Origin of the sequence: Dictyobacter vulcani (assembly GCF_008974265.1) — a bacterium.
Lineage (GTDB): Bacteria > Chloroflexota > Ktedonobacteria > Ktedonobacterales > Ktedonobacteraceae > Dictyobacter > Dictyobacter vulcani.
In genome coordinates this window covers 724604-746278 of the sequence record NZ_BKZW01000001.1, presented here as the reverse complement: position 1 = coordinate 746278, position 21675 = coordinate 724604, and the positions used below count along the sequence as shown (strand labels likewise).

The window sequence follows — 21675 nt, the reverse complement described above, 5'->3', positions numbered from 1 at the left end:
TTGATCAGTAGTGAAGTGAAAAGGAGTAGGAGAGGAGCTTTTTGGTCGAGCCAGGCATCCTCTCCCCGGGAAGGGCACCACATACTATTGCCTCAAGCAGTGATAGTCCTGCCTGTTCTCATATGCCAGTTGGAAATGTTTCATCCACCTCATTATCCTGCCATGAAGCCGTTGGCTCTAAGGGCTCAAGGGCATGGGTATGGTCGAGATGGATAATAATGTCGAATTGTTCGGGTAAGTGTGCATAGAAATAATGGCTCCTACGCTCGCTGTGAGGTAGATAGACCACACCAATTGCTCTCTCCAGGCGTGGGGTTTGTAAACTAGCAACTACCTGGTCATTTGCATGCAGGTCCAGGAAAAAATTCGCGGGATGCGCCTGATGGAACAGATCTTCATAACTGTCAGCAAGCGCCGGACGGACATGTTTTCGCTCTGGTGGTCGATCCCAATTCGAGGCCGCCGTCACCGTGCCACTATAGGTCGTAAAACCGATATTCCGGACATGCTGACCGTGAGCTTCACGTACAAGTTGTCCAACGTTTAGTTCGCCCTCTGCTCCCATGGATGTTGCACGGGCATCCCCAAGGTGAGAGTTGTGGGCCCAGACCACCGCCTTTGTTGGTTCATGATAGTGATCGAGATGGGCTACAAGTTCATCAAGCGTCCTTGCCATATGGCAATCGCGTATGTTCCATGACTCAACAGATCCCCGGTAGATGCTGCGATAATATTTTTCGGCATCCCAGGCAAGGCGTGCGTTTTGCTCTGCATAGAAAAACTCATCCTCAGCTATCCGGCCATCACGACTGATATAATCGGTGGCCTTTTTTTGTAGCTCCTGGAGCTGGCTGATTACCTCATTCTCACAGGATGCGGCCAGGCCAAAGTTTGTAGCATACCCATATGACTTGCTATCTTTATCCGCTGCACCAAAGCACGCATAACGTATCCGTGCACGCCGTGCCGCTTCAGGATCAATTTCCTCCAGATAATCAATCACGGCCTCCATGGATGCATAGAGGCTATAGAGATCGAGGCCATAAAATCCTGCTCGGGTGCCCGACTCTGGCAACTGCATATTATAGTCACGTAACCATTCTACAAAAGCGAGCACCTCAGTATTGCGCCACATCCAGCTGGGGAAGCGTTGAAAGCCATCCAGAGCTGTACGGGCATCCTTATCATCGTTGATGCCACGGACATAGCGGTTGACGCGATAGGCATCCGGCCAATCAGCTTCAACAGCCACCACTGTAAAATCTTTCTCCTGAATCAGACGTTTCGTAATCGTTGCGCGCTCCCGATAGAATTCTCTGGTACCATGGGAGGCTTCGCCGATTAATACGAAGCGTGCATCACCAATACTGTCTAATAAGGGATCATAGTCAGAAAGAGCGCCGGTGATTGGCCGGGCCGTATCGCGAATAGTATCAGCGACCAGAATCAAACCAGTTTCTGCCATAGCATCCTCTCCTCTAGAATCTCAATGAGCACTGAACTCCTCGAAGAGAACACGTTAGTGGTGATAGGAAAGTATCTTCCTCGTTGCCTGCTCACTGTTGGGGTCAAGCTCAGATAAAGCAGAAAATTGGAATTGATTGCAGGAAAAACTCAGACCTTTCCTGTATCGCTTTTCAAGAGAGCATATAAAAGATTTGAAATGGGTGTGGGTGACCCACTTTCCTGGTACTCTCCACAAAAGCAGGTCAATTCCAATCTGTTTCCAGTATGTAAAGCAGCTCTTTATGTATGTTAATGATTTAGAATATTTGCAGCATCATTAAAGACTTGTTGTGATGAATGGGCTTGCATTTCAGCACCGATGAGTAAGTGCCCATTGCGGTAAGCAGAGAAGACCATACACCAGTCGGTTGATGTTGCATTTGAGCCTGTTTTGATACCATTGGCTCCCGGCACAGTTTGCAGAAATGTAGCAAGAGTATTATTCCAGTTAGGATAGCTATGGCGGTAGTAATCTGAAGCAAGAGGATGACTGGATGTAGCCACAATCTGTGCAAACAGCGGATAGCCCATGGCTACTCTCGCCAGTTTTACTAAATCTGCAGCACTGGAGTAATTGCCAGGATCCTCAGCTCCATGAGGATTGGCGTAGTGTGTATCCGTCAGACCAATTTGAGCTGCTCTGGCGTTCATGAGCGCAACAAAGCTAGTTGTGTTACCTGATACGGTGTGTGCTAATACGACGGCTGCATCGCTACCCGAAGGGAGAAGGAGACCATAGAGTAAGTTTTCCACACTCAGTTTATCCTTAGTCTGGAGTTGCGCTACACTCATGTTGCCAGGGACCTCATCCAGTTCTTCTTGCTGGATGGGGACAACGAGATCAGGTTTCAGGTTTTCGATAGCCAGCAGGGCTGTCATAACTTTGGTTGTGCTCCACATCGAAACTTGCTTATGGCTATTGGCATCCAGGCGTACTGTTCCGGTGGTGACGTCCAGCAAATATGCTGAGGAGCCATTGACCAGTGGAGTGGGAGTTGGTGTTGGTGGTGGAGTTGGTGTTGACTCAGGTGTAGGAGTGGGCGTTGGCTCAGGAGTCGGCGTCGGCGTTGGTTCTGGAGTGGGCGTTGGAGTTGGCCCGAGGCCGATAGACGAGAGTGCGTTACTTGTTCCCGTTCCAGGAGAAAACAAAGACGAAGAAAATGCGCATGTCCCAATAAAGATGGCTATCATCAGAATTATTAAGGAGATCTTAAAAATACGTTGCATCATGCATCATCCTTATAAATAAAATTCGCATATATAGATACAATTTGTCAAAGTCAAAGACTTGCTGTGTTTTATAAAGAATGCCGGGTTTGTGGGTTTGAAGGGTGAGTCTATTGCTTTTTCATATATACACTGTTACCTCTGCTCCTTCAGAAGTGAGATGTTGATAGTCAGAAGAGTATGCGCCGCCAGGACAGTGAAAGAGTACAAGTAATTGTGTTTCTGCTGTCCAGAAGATCTCCATGTATCTTGCCTCTTAAAACATCCTGATTAGTAGTGTAATTATTAATAGATTGTACTACAGTAACCTCTTATTTGTAAATACGAATTTCGCCGTATTTAATTATAGATGCTGTGTCATTGAGGGATAAGCATACAAAAACCCTCCACAGCAAATGCTATGGAGGGTTTTTGTATGCTTATTGATACTTACGCTCTATCTTAAATATGTAGCGTATCCTATTTTCTGCAAAAGTTCTCTCAAATAGGTATCTACGGATGCCAGACAAAAGTAACGCCAGCACCGGGATGGAACTTCCAGTAACTTACCTGGTTCCAGCCACCATTCCAGTTCATGTTGCTGACATTCACACCATTCGCATTCGCGCTTGTGGCGCTTACGCCTGACTCAACAACGCCTACATGTCCATAGGCACCGGCACCCTGTGTATATGCTTGCAGCACAATAATTGAAGGTCCATTTGGGTTAGGCTCAGACGACGTAATCCAACCAGAAGATGCGGCTCCCCAGCCCATTCATTAGCATTTCCCAACCACTGAACCCACCATCCGGTCAGGCCATGGTAATGGATGTTTGCCCAGTAGGTACACTGACCAATAAAAAAGCGGGCTGAGCTATCGGCATTACCAGCAACGTTTGTTGCTGGAGCTGGAGCCACAGGTTGAACTGGAGCCACAGGTTGAACTGGAGCTGCAGGCTGGACTGGAGCTACAGGCTGAACTGGAGCTACAGGCTGAGCCGGGATTTGAGTCTGCTTCACACCGGCATAGGTTACGTTGCCTGGATCAAATCCGTCTTGAGTTACGGCTGTAGCGGTGGCAGCCTGTGCGGCGATCAGGGCTGTATTATTTTGCTGTGAGGTAACCTGACCCGTCGATGACTGAAAGAAATTGCCTGATTTAAATGCTTCGCTTTTTCCGGATGGGATAACAGCGATTAACGTTCCAGCAACAATGGCAATGAGTACCAATGCCATTCCCGCATAAACGACTACACCTCGCGCTCGTGGAGGACGCATTGTGGCTGACTTCTTTGTTCCATTTCCAGGAATAACGATGGGCACACGCACCGATGTCGTCGTAAGCTTGCTCTGTGTCGAGCCGGGCTTCATCGAGTAGTCTAGAGCAGTAGAAACAGGTGCCGGTTTAGTTTTAGTAGGAACAGCTATAGCTGCATCGGTATCAGGGAATGAGAGTTGCTCAACGAGCACGTCCGCATCCCCCCCTGTTTTCACTGCAGGAACAGCGTTATTTTGAACTTCAGTAGCAACTTTACGATTACGGTCTCTAAACGACATACGAATTACCTTTAACCTTACACAATTATGTCTACTTATTCACATTCAGCTGACTATGAAGCATTGTTTCGTAGTAATCTGAATGCAAGGAAGTACAACCTACGACGCATGACAATATTTAGTATTCACATTAACAAACTTTAATCAATAACACGACGAGGCGTCAAATAATCCACCAAAATACAGGACTATATAACTACTATATTTTTGCATATGTAATTATATGAAGATCTTTAAAACACCTATTGCAACAGAGGAAGAGCTAAAGAATATATTAAAATCTGTATATTTTATTCCTCTCATCCATCAGAGTTTTTCCTTCGTATCTTAAGAAGCAACGTGTGAAGATCTAAAGCGTTTTTGTATGGGATGAGAAAATAGATCCATCAAGAATTTGTTTGAGAAAGAGTTAGAGGTACAGGGGGAGATATGCACATACAACTTATTCGTAGTGCAACGTTACGCATTACCTATGCCGGGCACGTTTTTCTGATTGATCCTTATTTTGCTGCCAAACATTCTCTACCGTCTTACGCTGGAAACTCACCTAATCCTCTGGTTGATCTTCCCATTCCTCCGCAAGAGGTGCTGACAGATATTGAGATGGTTATTGTCTCACATCTGCATTCCGATCATTTTGATCAAGCGGCCCGTGCAGTGCTTGCCAGAGATCTGCCTATCTTTTGTCAACCTGGCGATCAGGCATTGATTGCCGACTATGGTTTTTTGCATGTAACACCAATTGAGCAGTCAGTGGTCTGGCATGGCATCACAATTACGCGCACACCTGCCCAACATGGTAAAGGCGATGTTCTGGCGGACATGGGGCACGTATCTGGCTTTCTTTTTCAACATGCAAAGGAGCCAACTTTATACTGGGCAGGAGATACGATCTGGTACGATGGTGTCCAGCAAACTATTGAGCAGGTACATCCAGATGTTATTGTGACCCACTCTTGTGGGGCTACCTGGAAGCAAGGCGGCTACATTGTAATGGATGCGGAGCAGACCATCGCAGTCTGTCAGGCTGCGCCGAGAAGCGTGGTTGTAGCTACGCATATGGATTCAGTTGATCACGCAACTATTTCACGAATCGACCTTCGAACAGTTGCCAGAGAGCATAACATTCATGATGCCTATCTTTTGATTCCACAGGATGGGGAAACACTTATTTTTGAGTGATACGTTCATCCTGGTCGGGGTTTTTAGCAAGGAGCACAAAGGATCACTGCCGCTGTGTTCCTTGCCATGAAATATTTGCTAAAAATAGATATATGCGTATTTGATTATGTAAGCGACATCTGAGTATAATCTGAAGGAGAACATAGTATGTTTTGTGCTTTTTGTGGATCACAGGTAAAAGATGGTGATCGTTTCTGTAAAGACTGCGGTGCATCGTTGCAGGGACCTGGAAATGCATTCCAATCTCCTGTATCAGCAGTGCAATCGGTATCTGGTAATTCTCGTTCCCCCCGCCGTTCTGGCGCAGGTGCAGGTAAAAATCCCTACCGCGATCAGATCGCACACTTACGTTTAGAGCTCAAAGAAGCGAGAATACACCTCAAGGAGGTGAACAATCAGATATCCGGGACTCGTTCAAACTACTTTGAATTAGACTCATTTGTGCAGCGTGGCATTGCTCGTCGCGTTGGCAGGATGATTGAAGGTGCGCAACTGTTTGGTCCCTATCAAAGAAGAAAGCAGTTGCAGGACCAGATCAGGCAACTTGAAATGGAGTTGCTTCAATTGGAAAGGGCCCAGGAACAGTGGCGTTTACAGAAACAATAAAAAAATGAGTTACCTCTTTCTTTGCTACAACCAGGATAAAAATATAACCAGCTTTTAACATTTATTTAAAAAGGAGAATGTCGTTTATGTTATAATTGCTGGTGGTGCCGTAGAGAGTAAAATCTCTATTATTTGGAGAGTGTATTGAAAAAATATACTCTTTATGGTTTTAGTCCTAACTGTGTTAAACGGTCTGTAAATACTCATGTGCATTATCATGGGGAAAGGACCCATAAAGAAAAAAGGAGTTATTTATGCACAGTAAACGACATTCCCACCAGCCATTGCTTGTTATTTCTATTTTGACCCTGATCGTGCTGGCCGTTTTCTCGAATGGTATTTTGCGCCCCTCAACTGCTCAAGCGCAGGCTTTACTCCCTGCTTCTCTCACACTGGGTACTGGTCGTGGCATTGATGTCACCACCTTTGTCGAACCTGCTGCTGGTGAGACACCTATTCTAAATGCGATTAACAACGCTACATCTTCTATCTATGTAGAGCTTTATCTTTTGACAGACACCAATGTGATTAATGCATTGGAAAATGCTGCGAAGAATGGCAAAGATGTACGTGTGATGCTTGATCCAAATCCCTATGGTGTGGGCTCATCTGGCCCTGCTCAGACCTTGCAAGCATTGAGCAATGCAGGTGCACAGACCAAAACGAGCAATCCAATTTTTACCTATACCCATGAGAAAAGCATGGTCATCGACGGTAAAACCGCCTATATTATGACCTGTAATCTCACGAAATCCGCACTTGGTGGTAGCACCAGCACCACGAATCGTGAATATGGCATTATCGACACTGAATCGACAGATGTCGCTGCTGTTCTGGGCATTTTTACCGCAGACTGGAATCGCTCTTCCTATACCCTCACGGACAATGATCTGGTGCTTAGTCCTGTGAACTCGCGTAGCGATTTTATTGCTTTGATTAATCAGGCTACAAGCAGTCTGAAAATTGAGGCTGAAGAAATGCAGGATACCAGTGTAGAGCAAGCGATCGTTAACGCTGAGGCTCGTGGCGTTAACGTTCAGGTGATTTTACCCGCAAATGATAGCGGTAATACCAGTGGTATTGCTACCTTGAAAAGTGGTCACGTTTTGGTTTATACAGATGCTCATTACTACATGCATGCTAAATTGATCATCGTTGATGGTGGTGAGTCATTTGTTGGATCAGAGAATATTTCCACGAATTCGCTTGATAATAACCGCGAACTGGGTATCCTGATTAGTAAAGCCAGTGTGATCACGATATTGGCGAACACCTTTAGCAGCGACCTTACAGACTCCGTGGCAGCCTAGCTGCATTTCCCTTTTTCAAACCTCCGGGGGCAAAAATTTTTCATAAGAGAGATTTTTGCCCCACTGAAGACAAACACAAGCTTAATAGGCCAACTAGAAGTTCTATCGTGACACTCCGCACGCCCTGAAGGGGCGGCGGCTTCTTGTACTCCTACGTAGTCGGCCCCCTGAGTCGGTGCCTCGTTGAGGCAACTCGTTGAAGACCGTAGTGGGTGAGGAATACACTCAAGCACAGATCCACACATCTGCTCGCTTGAAGGGCGGTGCCATGCCTGTTCACCGTTTCATGCCGTACCCGGCGGGTGTGCAGCCAACGTCGGGTGTTTGGCGACCTGGAAAGGGTGAACACCTTTCTCTTTCGAAAACTGATGCATACATCAGTGGGAGGCTTTTCTTGAACGATTTTGCCTGGCAACACTTCCTAAGGCCGTACAGCCTGTGCTGTCGTGCCTTCGTTGCACCTATGCAGTATAATCCAACAATGCATTCTATGCAACAAGCAAGGGCTAAAGCCCAGCAGAAACCCGCCTATCCGCCTGGGTTTAAACCACAGCGGCTTGCGGCGGGTTACGCTTTTGTCAGGACGCAATGTTTATTTTTGAGGATCAAAGGTGACGGGACAGGAACGAAAACCCCCGAGAATCGGGTTGGGATTCCAGACGGGGGATGATCTGCGTCTGGCTCTAGATGTGAGAGGTGAAGGAGTTCCTGCAGTGAAGCATGTGCTTCAATACGGGCGATCGATGCTCCGGGACAGCGATGTTTTCCGAAGCCAAATGTTAGATGTTTGACTGAACGATGTGCCAGATTAAACTCTTTAGGATTCTCAAAGACTCTGGGATCGTAGTTGGCCGCTTCTAAAAAGAGGAGAATCTTTTGTCCATGCCGGATATGATGGTTGCCGGGAAATTGTTCTGACAGATCTGCATCCTGGCGGGCCCAGCGAGCAATATAGCGTGTTGGTGGGCTCATACGCAAAGCTTCTTCACAGATCTGTTTTGGCAGGGCTGGATTATTCAAAAACTCTTCCTGCAATTGCGGCCAGCGATCAAGTATTTTTGCGGTCCCGGTACCAATCAGTTTTTTTGTTGTGACATGTCCTGCAGTCAAGATCATCAATGTGCTTGACAGTACGGCTTCATCATCAGGAAAAATATCAGTGGCTGCCAGAAAGGCGCTAATCAGGTCTTCACCTGGTGTTTGCTTTTTTTGTGCTACTTCCTCACGCAGAAACGAGATAAGATTGGCGAGTTCCTGTGTATTGCCAACAGGAAAGCCACTGGCAATATCTGAAATCGTTTCTGAATAGCCCAGGAAGCGCTTGAATTTCTGTGGCTCACTGATATCAATGCCAAGTACACGCAGCGTTACAGCAAAAGAGATCGCCGAAGCAAAATCTTTCACAATATCCATCGATCCTTCTGGTGCCAGGGTCATGAAGCGTTGATGCACAATTGTTTTAATATCGCTGGTTAAGCGTTTAGCCGTTTGAGCGATATGTTTGAGCAGGTAATGATTGGCGTGTTGATGCTCGATGCCATCTTTAAAAAACACAGATTGAGTCAGTGTATCCTGTACGGTATCCCACCCCATGGCTGATTTAGGTGAGTAGGTGCCCAGATCGGACGTAAAGCGCTCATCTTCCAGAATCGCCACAACTTCTGCATAGCCGGTTACTAACCAGCACTGACTTAACTCGTCAAAGTAGATTGGATCAGTCGCACGCAACTCATCATAAAGTTTATGTGGATTGGCAAAGACTCGTTTGAGGGCAGAAAAGCTAAACGATTGTTGCTTGTTGGCAATCATGATGGCACCACTCCTCTTTAGCTATGTTTAACATATCATGCAAAGCATCTGACTGGAATATAGTAACTCCCACTATCTTTAATAGTAGTAATCAGAGGTAGGTATGTCATGCCCTTGATTGCGTATTTTTCTTACCATTTATTCTGATCAAAAAATGTCGGCCTTTTTCCTGGATGAATGCTTGCAGTAAGATATTTTTGTATGGAATATGCAGCGCATTTTACTGATTTCCCTCATCTGAAGCATAGCAAGAAACAGTGTAAATAAATGTCAGTTACCCCCTCCACGATTGGCGATGCATATTTTTACCAGAACCCTGACCTCTAGTACTATTACCCCTTATATAGTCAAAAGCGGTTAAATTTTCTCAATGCCAAAATGGTACTTTGATATGATTACTTGCATTTCTTAAGAAAGCTGGTTTTTTGACTCCTCACAAAGAGAACAGCTTTGAATTCCATGCAGTCTCTACCATGGGAGCCGGTGTCACAATGCCAATGCCTGCCATGGCCTCAACATCGACAAGTACAACTATTACCACTGCAACCCCTGTGGCTGGTGCAACACAATTGAAATTTTAGACGATTGAAGATACGTGATCATGAAAGCAGCCTGTATGTAACGGGCTGCCGCAAGTCTTAGAAGAGGTTCATAAAATATATGCTGACAAAACGACGCGATCCATCAATGATGTTAAAGAGTTCTGCGCATATGCGTAGACAACGGCGCTTTTCGCCTCTGATGCTTATTGGTCTGGCTGTAACCGTAGCAGTCATGCTTATCGGTGTCGGCGTATTTGTTATACTACCTCGCCTGGGATCACATGCAGCGGCACCAGTCAATATGAATTGTACTTTGATGGTTCCGGCTAATCCATTAACAGCGCAAGGGCTTGCTACTCCTTACCAACTCGTAGCTACTGATCCGGCGCAAGGTGCATGCCACGAAGCGAATATTAACCAGGCTGCTTTTGTGCAGGCTGTCATCCTGGATCCACAGACCGGTACAATGTCTGCCTATGAGCCGGTAGTGGTTGATCAGGGCACGCAACCAGCAGTGGTGCCAGTGGTACCACAGTTACCGGCAGGGGCAGTCGTAGGTGTGTGGTTTGGCGATAACGGTACGGTCCTGACGCTGCAAAAAAACGCCCAGGCTGCCGCGCAAAATAACAATGCAGCGACACAAAACACAACCGCAGCTGCTCAGACAAATAATGCAGCGGCCGCGCAGGCTCAGCAACAAACACCTGCACAGGCACAAAATATGGCACAGAAAGTTCAAATGCAGGTGGCAGGAGCAGGCATGAACGCAGGAAACTGTGTGAATGGCCTGGCCAACTCACCGTTTGGTCAATTCGGTTACTGTAATGCCGTCAATTTCTTCCAGAGCGCGAACCAGCTGGTTGCAGCAGGAAAAATTGCTATTCCGGCACTAGGTACGGCTAAAGATGGTATGGCATGTCCCTCTACACGTGACTTTGGTATTGGTGATATGGATCAAAGTGACAACGTGCAGACCCAGTATCTTGCCACGGCCAACGGTCAGATCGCCCAGGTGAATGCGGCTAATCAGGCGCAATTGCAGGGAGCAACTACCCTGGGAAATCCAAGTGATAATGCACTGGTCTCCAAGATCATTGATCCAGCTCTTGGCTGTACGCCATTTACCATACCTGATCTTGTAAATCCCGCTGTGCCGACCGCTACCATGGCGACGGATGAACTGGAAGCGGCTGCCAATCAGCAAGCTCCCATCGCATTGATCCCATCCTTGGATGATTTTGTGCTCGTGAATGCCAAGCCCAATCTGAATAAGATTAATGCATATCGTGCAGGTGTTGACCAGAATCCAGCTGCAACTCTTAACGACGCCAGTACAACCACCTATTGTCAGAACCTCGTCAATATTGCGTTACCACGGTTAAATCTGGACATGGCCACATTCCAGAATGTGGCATCCCCGGATGGTGGTGTCGCGGCCAATAATCTGTTTACTTTCCTGGCTAATCGTTTGAATACGACGTTGGGCGCTGGAGGACTCAATTGCGTTGGTGCATTGAACATTCAGAATCCAGTTGCGCTTACCACCAATGGGAATGGCGTAGTAACCGCTGCAACTATCACGGTAAAGCCAGTCCCGGCAAATGGTAATGGTGGTAATGGTGCTGGTGGGGTCCAGCAAGTGGCCACAGGTAGTGCAACCATCAATCTGGATACGGCTGCTGGCAATGCACCTGTGGCCTTGAATATCACCTATCCGAACCATCCCAATCAATCCATCAACGTTAATGCCGTGCCCAACAGTTGTACGGGTACGCCGATCTTTACGCAGCAAGAAAACACCAATGGGAACAGCCAGAACATGGCCAACACAGTGATAAACAACTTGCAGGGGCTAAAGGCCATACCCAACAACTGGTTCTTCACTGTAACTGATCCTGCCAGAACAATATGGTGGTTGGCTGTGGCTCTGTAGCGGTGAATGGAACGACCGGAACGGCAACATTAGGTACAGTTGCCAACGCGTGTCCGGCCGCAAATCCGGCTGCGGCTACGACGCCCTGTACTCCAGGGATAGGCACCCCGACTGCGAATGGTGGTCAGACTGCTGGTGCGGGGACTCCAGCAGCACAAGGTACACCAGTAGTAAAAAGAAAAAAGCATAATCACTGGTAATTAGACGCCTGGAATAGATGCTTCATACCAGGCTCAAAAAAATAAGCAGGCATTATTCCAGGTTTTGGAGGGGAGCCTGCTTAAAAAACAAGAAGAGGTACTTACGTAGCACAGAGTCCACGTAAGTACCTCTTCTTTCTAGTCTTTACGGCTACTTATTGATAGCCATAAAGATTTTCTTCTCTACGAAACTAGTTCATGCGTCGAATATTAAACGATGCGTTGACAACAGGATCGGTACCACCGGCATTGACCTGAAGCTGAACATCATTGAGTGAAGTGTGATTGACAACCTCAAGCACATCTCCTGCTGTTAATTCGAGGATAGTATCACCATGGGTGATCTGTGAGCCACCGAAAGATCCAAATCCTGTGCCGGGTTCAGGGACACCATTTCTAAAGATGGTGAACTGACTGGGCTGGGCCGTCTGGATATTGAAGTCGACACGGTAGGTACCAGTATTGCCTACGATGATATCGGCAGATCCTGGAGTATGTGAGATTCCTCCTGCTATTACCCCATTTGACTCAAAGGTGATCGGCTGTCCGACCGATATATTTTGTGCAGATTCGTTATATGTGTAACCGTACTCCTGAGGTTCACCAGGGCCAGTAGCGCCAGTAGCACCAGTAGCACCAGTAGCACCAGTTGGTCCGACAGGGCCAGCAGGACCAGTAGCACCAACTGGGCCAGCGGGGCCAGCGGGGCCGGTCTCGCCAACAGGACCTTGAGGGCCAGCAGGGCCAGTGTCACCGACAGGACCTTGAGGGCCAGCGGGGCCAGTGTCACCAATCGGACCTTGAGGGCCAGCGGGGCCAGTGTCGCCGGTAGCACCAGTAGCGCCGACGGGACCAGCGGGGCCAGTGTCACCAATCGGACCTTGAGGGCCAGTGTCGCCGGTAGCACCAGTAGCACCAGTAGCACCAGCAGGGCCAATAGGGCCAATAGGGCCAGCAGGGCCAGTGTCACCAATCGGACCTTGCGGGCCAGCAGGGCCAGTGTCACCAATCGGACCTTGCGGCCAGCAGGACCAGTAGCACCAACTGGCCAGCGGGGCCGGTCTCACCAACAGGACCTTGAGGGCCAGCGGGCCAGTGTCACCAATCGGACCTTGAGGACCAGCGGGGCCAGCAGGGCCGGCAGGGCCAGTGTCGCCGGTAGCACCAGTAGCACCAGTAGCACCAGCAGGGCCAATAGGGCCAATAGGGCCAGCGGGGCCAGTGTCACCAATCGGACCTTGAGGGCCAGTGTCGCCGGTAGCACCAGTAGCACCAGTAGCACCAGCAGGGCCAATAGGGCCAATAGGGCCAGCAGGGCCAGTGTCACCAATCGGACCTTGCGGGCCAGCGGGGCCAGTGTCACCAATCGGACCTTGAGGGCCAGCGGGCCAGTGTCGCCGGTAGCACCAGTAGCGCCAGTAGCGCCGATAGGACCAGCGGGGCCAGTGTCGCCAATCGGACCTTGAGGGCCAGCAGGGCCAGTGTCGCCGGTAGCACCAGTAGCGCCAGTCTCACCGATAGGACCTTGAGGGCCAATAGGGCCAATAGGGCCAATAGGGCCAGCAGGGCCAGTGTCACCAATCGGACCTTGCGGGCCAGCGGGGCCAGTGTCACCAACAGGACCAGTAGCGCCAGTAGCGCCGACGGGACCAGCGGGGCCGGTCTCGCCAACAGGACCTTGAGGACCAGCGGGGCCAGTGTCACCAACAGGACCTTGCGGGCCAGCGGGGCCAGTGTCACCAACAGGACCAGTAGCGCCAGTAGCGCCGACGGACCAGCGGGGCCGGTCTCGCCAACAGGACCTTGAGGGCCAGCGGGGCCAGTGTCACCGACAGGACCTTGAGGGCCAGCGGGGCCAGTGTCGCCAGTAGCGCCAGTAGCGCCGACGGGACCAGCGGGGCCAGTGTCACCAATCGGACCTTGAGGGCCGGCAGGGCCAGCGGGGCCAGTGTCGCCGGTAGCACCAGTAGCACCAGTAGCGCCGATAGGACCAGCGGGCCAGTGTCACCAATCGGGCCTTGAGGGCCAGCGGGGCCAGTAGCGCCGACGGGGCCAGCAGGGCCAGTGTCACCAATCGGGCCTTGAGGGCCAGCGGGGCCAGTGTCGCCGGTAGCACCAGTAGCGCCGACGGGGCCAGCGGGGCCAGTGTCACCGACAGACCTTGAGGGCCAGCGGGGCCAGTGTCGCCAGTAGCGCCAGTAGCGCCAGTAGCGCCGACGGGACCAGCGGGGCCAGTGTCACCAATCGGACCTTGAGGGCCGGCAGGGCCAGCGGGGCCAGTGTCGCCGGTAGCACCAGTAGCACCAGTAGCGCCGATAGGACCAGCGGGGCCAGTGTCACCAATCGGGCCTTGAGGGCCAGCGGGGCCAGTAGCGCCGACGGGGCCAGCAGGGCCAGTGTCACCAATCGGGCCTTGAGGGCCAGCGGGCCAGTGTCGCCGGTAGCACCAGTAGCGCCGACGGGGCCAGCAGGGCCAGTGTCGCCGGTAGCACCGGTAGCACCAGTAGCACCAGTAGCACCAGCAGGGCCAATAGGGCCAATAGGGCCAATAGGGCCAATAGGGCCAATAGGGCCAGCAGGGCCAGTGTCACCGACAGGACCTTGAGGGCCAGCGGGGCCAGTGTCACCGACAGGCCTTGAGGCCAGCAGGGCCAGTAGCACCAGTAACGCCAGCAGGACCAGCGGGCCAGTAGCGCCGATAGGACCTTGAGGACCAATAGGACCGATAGGGCCAGTATCACCTACGGACCAGCAGGGCCAGTAGCACCGGTGTCTCCAGTGTCTCCTTGAGGACCAACGGGGCCAATCTCACCTTGAGGACCTGTGAAACCTTGAGGACCTCGAGGACCTTGTGAACCTTGCGGGCCAGTAGCACCTGTGAAACCTCGGGGGCCACGAGGTCCAGTAGCACCAGTAGCGCCAGTGTCGCCGGTATCACCCTTAGGGCCAGCAGGACGATATCACCTTGAGGGCCAGCGGGTCCAGTGTCACCCACTGGTCCAGCAGGACCGGCAGGGCCAGCAGGCCGGTGTCACCGATAGGACCTTGTGAGCCAGTAGCACCGGTATCACCTTTATCACCTTGAGGGCCAGCAGGACCAGTGTCACCAATCGGACCTTGCGGGCCAGTGGCACCGATAGGGCCTTGTGAACCTTGAGGACCAGCAGGACCAGTGTGTCCTTGAGGACCAGTGGCACCAGTGGCACCAGTAGGACCAGTGGGGCCAGTAGCACCAGTAGGACCAGTAGCACCAGTAGCGCCGGTAGCACCAGTAGCGCCGGTAGCACCAGTAGCACCAATCGGACCTTGAGGGCCAGCAGGGCCAGCAGGGCCAGTGTCGCCAGTATCACCCTTAGGACCAGTGGCACCAGTAGCGCCAGTAGCGCCGGTAGGACCAGCGGGGCCAGTGTCACCAATCGGACCTTGAGGACCAGCGGGGCCGGTCTCGCCAGTAGCGCCGGTGGCACCAGTATCACCTTTAGGACCTTGAGGGCCAGCGGGACCAGTAGCGCCGGTCTCACCAATCGGACCTTGAGGGCCAGCAGGACCGGTGTCGCCAATCGGACCTTGAGGGCCAGCGGGACCAGTATCGCCCATGGGACCTTGAGGGCCAGCAGGACCAGTATCGCCCATGGGACCTTGAGGACCAGCAGGACCAGTATCGCCCATAGGGCCAGCGGGACCAGTATCGCCCATAGGACCTTGAGGACCAGCAGGACCAGTATCACCGATAGGACCTTGAGGACCAGCAGGACCGGTGTCGCCCATAGGACCTTGAGGGCCAGCGGGACCAGTATCGCCCATAGGGCCAGCAGGGCCAGCGGGACCAGTATCGCCCATAGGGCCAGCAGGGCCAGCGGGACCAGTATCGCCCATAGGGCCAGCAGGACCGGTATCTCCCTTGTCTCCTTGAGGACCACACGGTCCCTGAGGACCAGCAGGACCAGCAACACCGATAGAGCCTTGAGGACCAGTAGCACCAACGACGCCATTAGGCCCTGGAGGGCCAGCGGGTCCAGCAGGACCGGTATCGCCTTGAGGACCTTGAGGACCAGTATCACCAGCAGGACCCTGGGGGCCTACGGGACCTGCAGTTGGTCCACAAGGTCCAGTGGCATTACCGCCATTCTCGCCACCACAAGAGGCAGGACCTGTTGAACCAGTAGAACCAGTCGTGCTTGGATTGTGGGGTGGCCTCCGACGTTCTGTATGGGTAATAATAAGGGGACGATCTTTGTTGGAGATTGTGTGATCCAGAGCAAATTTTTGTGTAGAAAGTAATTGTTGTGTTGTGGCGTTTGAAAGCACAAAGTTATGTATATGCTGATTACGTATGGATGCACCGAGAGCCGTACGTGTGATGGTATGCGACACATCATTGTGCATACCTTTTTGTGCATCTGCATGTGCACTTTTAATGGGTATAGTGAGCAACGCGCCCGCAATCAGAAGCGTACCTGCTATGCGTCTGTCCATCTTGGGACATTTACGCGGTAGCAAGCAGCGACGACCCCACTTTTTCATAAGATGCTACTCCTTCTTTTTGGAAGCCTCAATTGTGCGTGGACCAAAAGCTGTTAAGTGGGATAAGAAAGATAAAAATGATGTAAACCTTCAAATCGTTTGCGCCCTGTGGAAGATTTATACAACATTCATTTAATTATCCTACTACATTCATAATATAAATAGTTAGTTAAGAGGTATTTTTAGATATAAATAGTTTTATATTTTAAAATATATAATAATCTATTTTTGTGTGATTGGATTATTTGTTGTTGGTATATGATCTTATTTAATTTGAGTAGTAAAAAGTATTTTTATTGTATTATTTGCTCTGGTGTGTTTAGCCAGCTATAGCTAATATCAACATTTGGAGGTAAGTATAATAGAGCTTAAGAAACAAAAATGTGGATATTCTAATAGAATTAGCATGAATCATTGCATATAAAAATCCCCCTGCTGACGATCAGCAAGGGGGATTTTTTAGCTTTAGCGTGTAACTTATTTACCACTCCAGACAAGCAGTAAATGACCTGAATCACCAATCATTCCCCAACCTTCAGCATGTTTGGCGGGAGCAGGTTCTTTATCAGGAGTTTTTGGAGTTACATTGCTCTTAATAATATCCGAGTTCTTCAACGCTTCTAATTTTTTCGCGGGTGCGCTACCTTTCTCTTTTACGGTATCAACCATGTGCCTGGTTGCCTGGGAGATGTTCTTTGGTATTTGTCCCGTCTTACTTAAAAACGCTATGGCTTTAAGCAGGAATTCTTTTACGGTATCAACAGCAGTGGTTAAAGCATTCAGGATGGTATGAAGCAGGCCAACTTCTGATTTTTTACCTATGAGTGGTGAAACCTTGTGCAGGACATCGACACTTTTTGTCACTTTACTCAAGGTATCCTGTATCTCACCGACTTTAGCTGTCACTTTGTTTAACGTTTCCAATATCGAGCCAGCGCCACCTTCTCGATCAACAAGGGGTGCCACCTTATTTAACAGGTTCTGTCCTGTGTGTACACGTTTTTCAACTGTATCGAGTACCTCTATAAGTGGCTTGAGCGCATCTTTCTTCTCCAGGAGGGGCTCAATTTTATTGATGACATTCCTGGTTACTGTGATGCTCAGGGCTATTTTTGTCAAAAGTTCTTGAGCGTTATTGACATTTTCGGCAACTTTGCTCAGTAAATCTTGTTCTGGAACCTCGCCCTGTTTATCATCATGAGATGTATTCTGTAGTTTATTTTCCCCCTCTTTGGATTCCTCTTGTGGCTTATCTATTTCCTGAAGATTCTTATCTGAATCTTCCTGCGTAGAAGTATTTTCAGTTCTTTCTTTTAGGTTTTCTTTTGCCATGTGTACCCCCTTGGTAAATACTATACCGTTCAATAGCGGCTATATTGACTGTCGCTTACAATCGCTACATAAACCGGATTGCAAATTGACATGTAGCATAGCGTCCCGATCAATTGTTCAGTTTATACAGCTTAAATGCTATCTGGTTTATTCACGTTGGATAGCCCGATTAAGGAAACTGAATTATTGAATAATAGATGAAAATGTAAACTTCATCAATATATAGTTGCTAGCAAAAAGTCAATTATAATAGCTAGTTTTATATAAGGATAACATATAAGGATGGAGTCTGGTTTGTTTTATAGCCCATTTGCAAGTGGCGAAACTTAGAAAAAGGGAGCAAAAAGACCGATGGGACCCTGGTTCAGCGTATTAAGTGTCGTATAAGGGCTAGTAACTTATGATATTTGAGTAACGTATACCAATATTGTAGGCAGTGAAAATAGCAATATTTCAATGCCCACACGAGTCATTTTCTAAATGTGTGCTCAGGTATGCCATACTTATTATTGAAATAAGTAGTAGTCATATTCACAAAAGAATTCATTGGAATTGTTTAGGCTTTACAAATAGAATTTAAAGTTGTACTTTAAATATTAACCTGGTAGCGTCAGGTAAACATAGGCTTCGAGAGAGTCACACATTTGTTCATCATGAGGAGAAAAAGATGCCAGTAGATAAAGTTGTAGCGTCATCTAGTCTTGTAGAAGTACTCGACCGCATTCTTGATAAAGGAATTGTAATTGATGCCTGGGTTCGGGTCTCTTTAATTGGTATTGAAATTCTGACCATTGAAGCCAGAGTTGTGGTTGCATCGGTGGAGACCTATCTCAAATATGCTGAAGCTATTGGTCTGATAGCATCTGGATCAAATGAGAACGTAGCAGAAGCAAGATAAAAAAAACCATAACACGTTTCTCTGGATAGTGGAAAAGGACGACGCTGGTAGTAAAATTGTAGCGTCGTCTCAGCTTGTGGAGCATGAAACCGTAAGGCAGAGCTAAAATATGTTGAAACCTGGCGGTCTGATTACTTGCACTCCAGCGCCGTAGCCATAGCAACGTGTTTTTTTATGACTGAAAAACTTTTCAAAAGGAGTAGAAAAGCAAATCGCGAGAGACTAAATAATGAAGATGATATGTTGAGAAGAGAAAAGCAGGGAGGATTTATATGTCAACAAAAGGTGATGACCAGAAGAAGCAAAGTCATAAAGAAGATGGTAGTGGACGCATTTCCTTCACTGACTTTTTTCACGGCCTTGAATCGTTGTTTGACACAATTGTCAAATTAGAAGAAGAAGGAAAACGGGAAACCAGATATGAAGGGGAGGGGAGTAATCCTGCTGGCCGTTTCAAAACAGCTTTTGGTTTTTCTGTCAAGACTAACCTGCTGAACAATCTCTCCGTGAAGTCCGTTGAACCGGCAAATACCGTCACGCAAGGACCCATCATTGAGGCTGAAAGAGAGCCTTTTGTTGATCTTTTTAACGAACAAGACCACGTTCTGCTGGTCATTGAACTTCCAGGGGTAGAAGAAAGAGATATCCATACAGAAGTTAATGGTGACATTTTTATACTCTCAACCACCTATGGTGACCGCACATATAGCAAAGAAGTGATCTTGCCAGGTGACGCTGATCCTGACACGATGCAAAAGAAATACACAAATGGCATTTTAGAGATAAAGATGAGTAAGAAGTAGCATGGCTGAGATGATGGTTCAACTCAAAGTATCCGAAGCAAATCCTCGTGATGTTGGTCGTGGCATTGCCCGTGTTGATCCAGAGATGATGTTCAAACTAGGCATTAACGATACTGGAGAAATTATTAGCCTTAAGGGTAAACGGGAAACAGTCGTCAAAATCATGCCAACGTTTCCAGAGCAGCGAGGGCGTGGCATTGTACAAATTGATGGCATCATTAGAGAAAATGCACAGGTTGGCCTTGATGAACAGGTCAAGCTTGGTAAAATTCAGGTAGTGCAAGGCAGAAAAATTACGCTTTCACCATTGAATATATTGGATAAAACAATGACTGATCGGGCCTATCTTGCGAAACAACTTGCTACTATGCCTGTTACGCGTGGTGACAGAGTTCAAATCACCCTCCTGGGAACAAAGAAACAAGACTTCAGGGTCGTTGACATCCAACCTACTGGTGCCGTATTAATTACTCCACAATCGACCATCTCAATTACGGGTGAAGGCAAAGCCGCCGATGTACGACTGACGTATGAAGATATTGGTGGATTGGGAAATCAAGTAAAGCGCATCCGAGAAATGATAGAACTGCCTTTACGCTTCCCACGTATTTTTGCGCGTCTAGGGATTGCCCCTCCTAAAGGTGTGCTTTTGCACGGACCGCCTGGCTGCGGTAAGACGCTGATTGCCAGAGTCATCGCCAATGAAACAGATGCGGCCTTCCTGCACCTCTCAGGACCAGAGATTATGCATAAGTTTTATGGTGAGTCCGAAGCCCATCTACGCAACATTTTTGAGAAAGCCAAACGTAACGCACCAACCATTCTCTTTTTTGATGAACTTGATGCCATTGCGCCTAAAAGGGAAGAGCTAGGTGGAGAGAAGCAGGTTGAATTACGCGTCGTCTCACAACTGCTGGCTTTAATGGATGGTTTGGAAGAGCGAGGCCAGATCATTATTATTGGTGCGACGAACCTACCAGATAGCCTTGATCCTGCCTTACGGCGTCCAGGACGCTTTGATCGCGAAATAGTCATCCCCATTCCAGATAAGATCGGTCGCAAAGAAATTCTCACCATTCATACCAGAGGTGTACCTCTAGCCGAAGACGTTGATATCGAGCGTTTAGCCTTTCTCACGCATGGTTTTGTCGGAGCCGACCTGACCGCACTGGCCCGTGAGGCGGCCATGCACGCGATTCGTCGTTTCTTGCCTAAGATCGATTTTGAGCAAGGGATTCTTCCTGAAGAAGATATCCTCGCCCTCGAAGTTACCATGGATGATTTTCTGAGCGCTTTACGCGAGATCGAGCCATCGGCTATTCGTGAGGTTTTCACCGAAATTCCAGAAATAGGTTTTTCTGACATTGGTGGTCTGGACACGATCAAACGTATTCTCATCGAAACAGTCCGCGATCCCTTATACCATCCCGAGGTATATGCCAGAGCCAATACCAGACCTGCCAAGGGCATTCTCTTAGCCGGTGAGCCTGGTACCGGCAAAACGCTGATTGCCAAAGCGATTGCTAAAGAAGCCGAGGTTAACTTCATCGCGATCTCAGGTCCAGAACTCATGTCCAGATACGTTGGTGAAAGCGAGCGCGGCATTCGTGAAGTATTCAAAAAGGCTCGGCTGGCCGCACCCTGCATCTTGTTTTTTGATGAAATTGAAACGCTGATACCAAAGCGCGGTCTCAGTTCAGGTGATCAGGTAACCGAACGGGTGACGACCCAGTTCTTAACCGAGATGGATGGGATTGAAGAATTGCGGGGAGTATTGGTGCTGGCCAGCACTAATCGACCGGATTTAATCGACGCCGCCATGTTGAGGCCAGGTCGCTTTGATCTGACGATCGAGTTACCAAAACCTGACCTGCAAGCGCGTGAGGCAATATTCAATGTGCATACGCGAGGGAAGCCAATTGCTAAGGAAGTGAATTTGCAACTCCTGGCTCAAGAAGCTGAAGGATTAGTGGGAGCAGAGATTGCATCCATTTGCCAGAGGGCAAGTTTGCTAGCAATTCAAGAGTTTTTGCAAAAGGATGAGCAGGACCTGGAGAAATTACTGATTGAAGAGAAGCACTTTATTGCGGCCAGAGAAGGTTCAACTGTAGATACGTAAGTTCATTTTTCATCAAAACCCTTACAGGAAATGGGTGTTGAAAGTGCGAATTGTCTGGTTATTAGCACAAGAAATTGTGTAAATACCTGACTTTGACCCCTTAAAGTGAAGATGATACACTGAAAAAAAGTTAATCTACTATCGGA

At 48.8% G+C, this 21675-nt stretch carries 15 protein-coding genes and 3 pseudogenes; 8 read left to right on the top strand and 10 right to left on the bottom strand.

What is annotated here, in order from left to right; genetic code table 11:
- Positions 1-118: 118 nt before the first annotated feature.
- The 4 genes from KDW_RS03130 to KDW_RS32210 all read right to left on the bottom strand — a co-directional run bounded on the left by KDW_RS03130 (position 119) and on the right by KDW_RS32210 (position 4271).
- A complete protein-coding gene (locus KDW_RS03130; RefSeq protein ID WP_151754612.1) occupies positions 119-1465 on the bottom strand; it encodes an erythromycin esterase family protein in 1347 nt (448 codons plus the stop codon).
- A gap of 290 nt (positions 1466-1755) precedes the next feature.
- Entirely contained in the window at positions 1756-2736 is a 981-nt protein-coding gene (locus KDW_RS03125) for a D-alanyl-D-alanine carboxypeptidase family protein (RefSeq protein ID WP_151754611.1), read from the bottom strand.
- Between the two features lie 489 nt (positions 2737-3225).
- On the bottom strand, positions 3226-3417 hold the full coding sequence (locus KDW_RS32215) for a hypothetical protein (RefSeq protein WP_151754610.1): 192 nt from the start codon (positions 3415-3417) through the stop codon (positions 3226-3228).
- Positions 3372-4271, bottom strand: a complete 900-nt coding sequence (locus tag KDW_RS32210; RefSeq protein WP_151754609.1) for a hypothetical protein — start codon at positions 4269-4271, stop codon at positions 3372-3374. The genes KDW_RS32215 and KDW_RS32210 overlap by 46 nt, the downstream gene beginning before the upstream one ends.
- 429 nt (positions 4272-4700) lie before the next feature.
- Between KDW_RS32210 and KDW_RS03110 the strand changes: the two genes are divergently transcribed.
- The 3 genes from KDW_RS03110 to KDW_RS03100 all read left to right on the top strand — a co-directional run bounded on the left by KDW_RS03110 (position 4701) and on the right by KDW_RS03100 (position 7369).
- Positions 4701-5453 carry an MBL fold metallo-hydrolase gene (locus tag KDW_RS03110; RefSeq protein ID WP_151754608.1) on the top strand — a complete coding sequence of 251 codons (753 nt, stop codon included), beginning with the start codon at positions 4701-4703 and terminating at the stop codon, positions 5451-5453.
- A gap of 147 nt (positions 5454-5600) precedes the next feature.
- On the top strand, positions 5601-6059 hold the full coding sequence (locus tag KDW_RS03105; RefSeq protein ID WP_151754607.1) for a zinc ribbon domain-containing protein: 459 nt from the start codon (positions 5601-5603) through the stop codon (positions 6057-6059).
- A gap of 254 nt (positions 6060-6313) precedes the next feature.
- The gene (locus KDW_RS03100) at positions 6314-7369 is read left to right on the top strand and encodes a phospholipase D-like domain-containing protein (protein WP_151754606.1); all 1056 of its coding nucleotides are present in this window, start codon (positions 6314-6316) and stop codon (positions 7367-7369) included.
- Positions 7370-7936: 567 nt separating this feature from the next.
- On the opposite strand, the gene KDW_RS03095 is transcribed toward KDW_RS03100, so the two are convergent.
- A complete protein-coding gene (locus tag KDW_RS03095; RefSeq protein WP_151754605.1) occupies positions 7937-9178 on the bottom strand; it encodes a cytochrome P450 in 1242 nt (413 codons plus the stop codon).
- A 711-nt stretch (positions 9179-9889) separates the two neighbouring features.
- Between KDW_RS03095 and KDW_RS03090 the strand changes: the two genes are divergently transcribed.
- Both KDW_RS03090 and KDW_RS03085 read left to right on the top strand, forming a co-directional pair.
- On the top strand, positions 9890-11653 hold the full coding sequence (locus KDW_RS03090) for a hypothetical protein (protein ID WP_151754604.1): 1764 nt from the start codon (positions 9890-9892) through the stop codon (positions 11651-11653).
- Between the two features lie 2 nt (positions 11654-11655).
- A complete protein-coding gene (locus KDW_RS03085) occupies positions 11656-11853 on the top strand; it encodes a hypothetical protein (protein ID WP_162004904.1) in 198 nt (65 codons plus the stop codon).
- Between the two features lie 311 nt (positions 11854-12164).
- On the opposite strand, the pseudogene KDW_RS35740 reads toward KDW_RS03085, so the two are convergent.
- The 5 genes and pseudogenes from KDW_RS35740 to KDW_RS03055 form a co-directional block, all read right to left on the bottom strand.
- Positions 12165-12392, bottom strand: a pseudogene (locus KDW_RS35740) (hypothetical protein); the annotation flags it as partial.
- Between the two features lie 66 nt (positions 12393-12458).
- Positions 12459-14514, bottom strand: a pseudogene (locus KDW_RS36410) (collagen-like domain-containing protein); the annotation flags it as partial.
- A gap of 76 nt (positions 14515-14590) precedes the next feature.
- Complete coding sequence (locus tag KDW_RS34775; protein WP_269822420.1) at positions 14591-14848, bottom strand: hypothetical protein; 258 nt, start codon at positions 14846-14848, stop codon at positions 14591-14593.
- A gap of 389 nt (positions 14849-15237) precedes the next feature.
- Positions 15238-15729 (bottom strand): annotated as a pseudogene (locus KDW_RS35735) (collagen-like domain-containing protein); the annotation flags it as partial.
- A 1125-nt stretch (positions 15730-16854) separates the two neighbouring features.
- Entirely contained in the window at positions 16855-17709 is an 855-nt protein-coding gene (locus KDW_RS03055) for a hypothetical protein (protein WP_151754602.1), read from the bottom strand.
- Between the two features lie 667 nt (positions 17710-18376).
- Between KDW_RS03055 and gvpJ the strand changes: the two genes are divergently transcribed.
- The 3 genes from gvpJ to KDW_RS03040 all read left to right on the top strand — a co-directional run bounded on the left by gvpJ (position 18377) and on the right by KDW_RS03040 (position 21529).
- Positions 18377-18607 carry a gas vesicle protein GvpJ gene (gvpJ, locus tag KDW_RS03050; RefSeq protein WP_151754601.1) on the top strand — a complete coding sequence of 77 codons (231 nt, stop codon included), beginning with the start codon at positions 18377-18379 and terminating at the stop codon, positions 18605-18607.
- Positions 18608-18879: 272 nt separating this feature from the next.
- The gene (locus tag KDW_RS03045; protein ID WP_151754600.1) at positions 18880-19410 is read left to right on the top strand and encodes an Hsp20/alpha crystallin family protein; all 531 of its coding nucleotides are present in this window, start codon (positions 18880-18882) and stop codon (positions 19408-19410) included.
- A 1-nt stretch (position 19411) separates the two neighbouring features.
- Positions 19412-21529: a CDC48 family AAA ATPase gene (locus tag KDW_RS03040; RefSeq protein ID WP_151754599.1), complete on the top strand. Its 2118-nt coding sequence runs from the start codon at positions 19412-19414 to the stop codon at positions 21527-21529.
- The last annotated feature ends 146 nt before the right edge of the window (positions 21530-21675 follow it).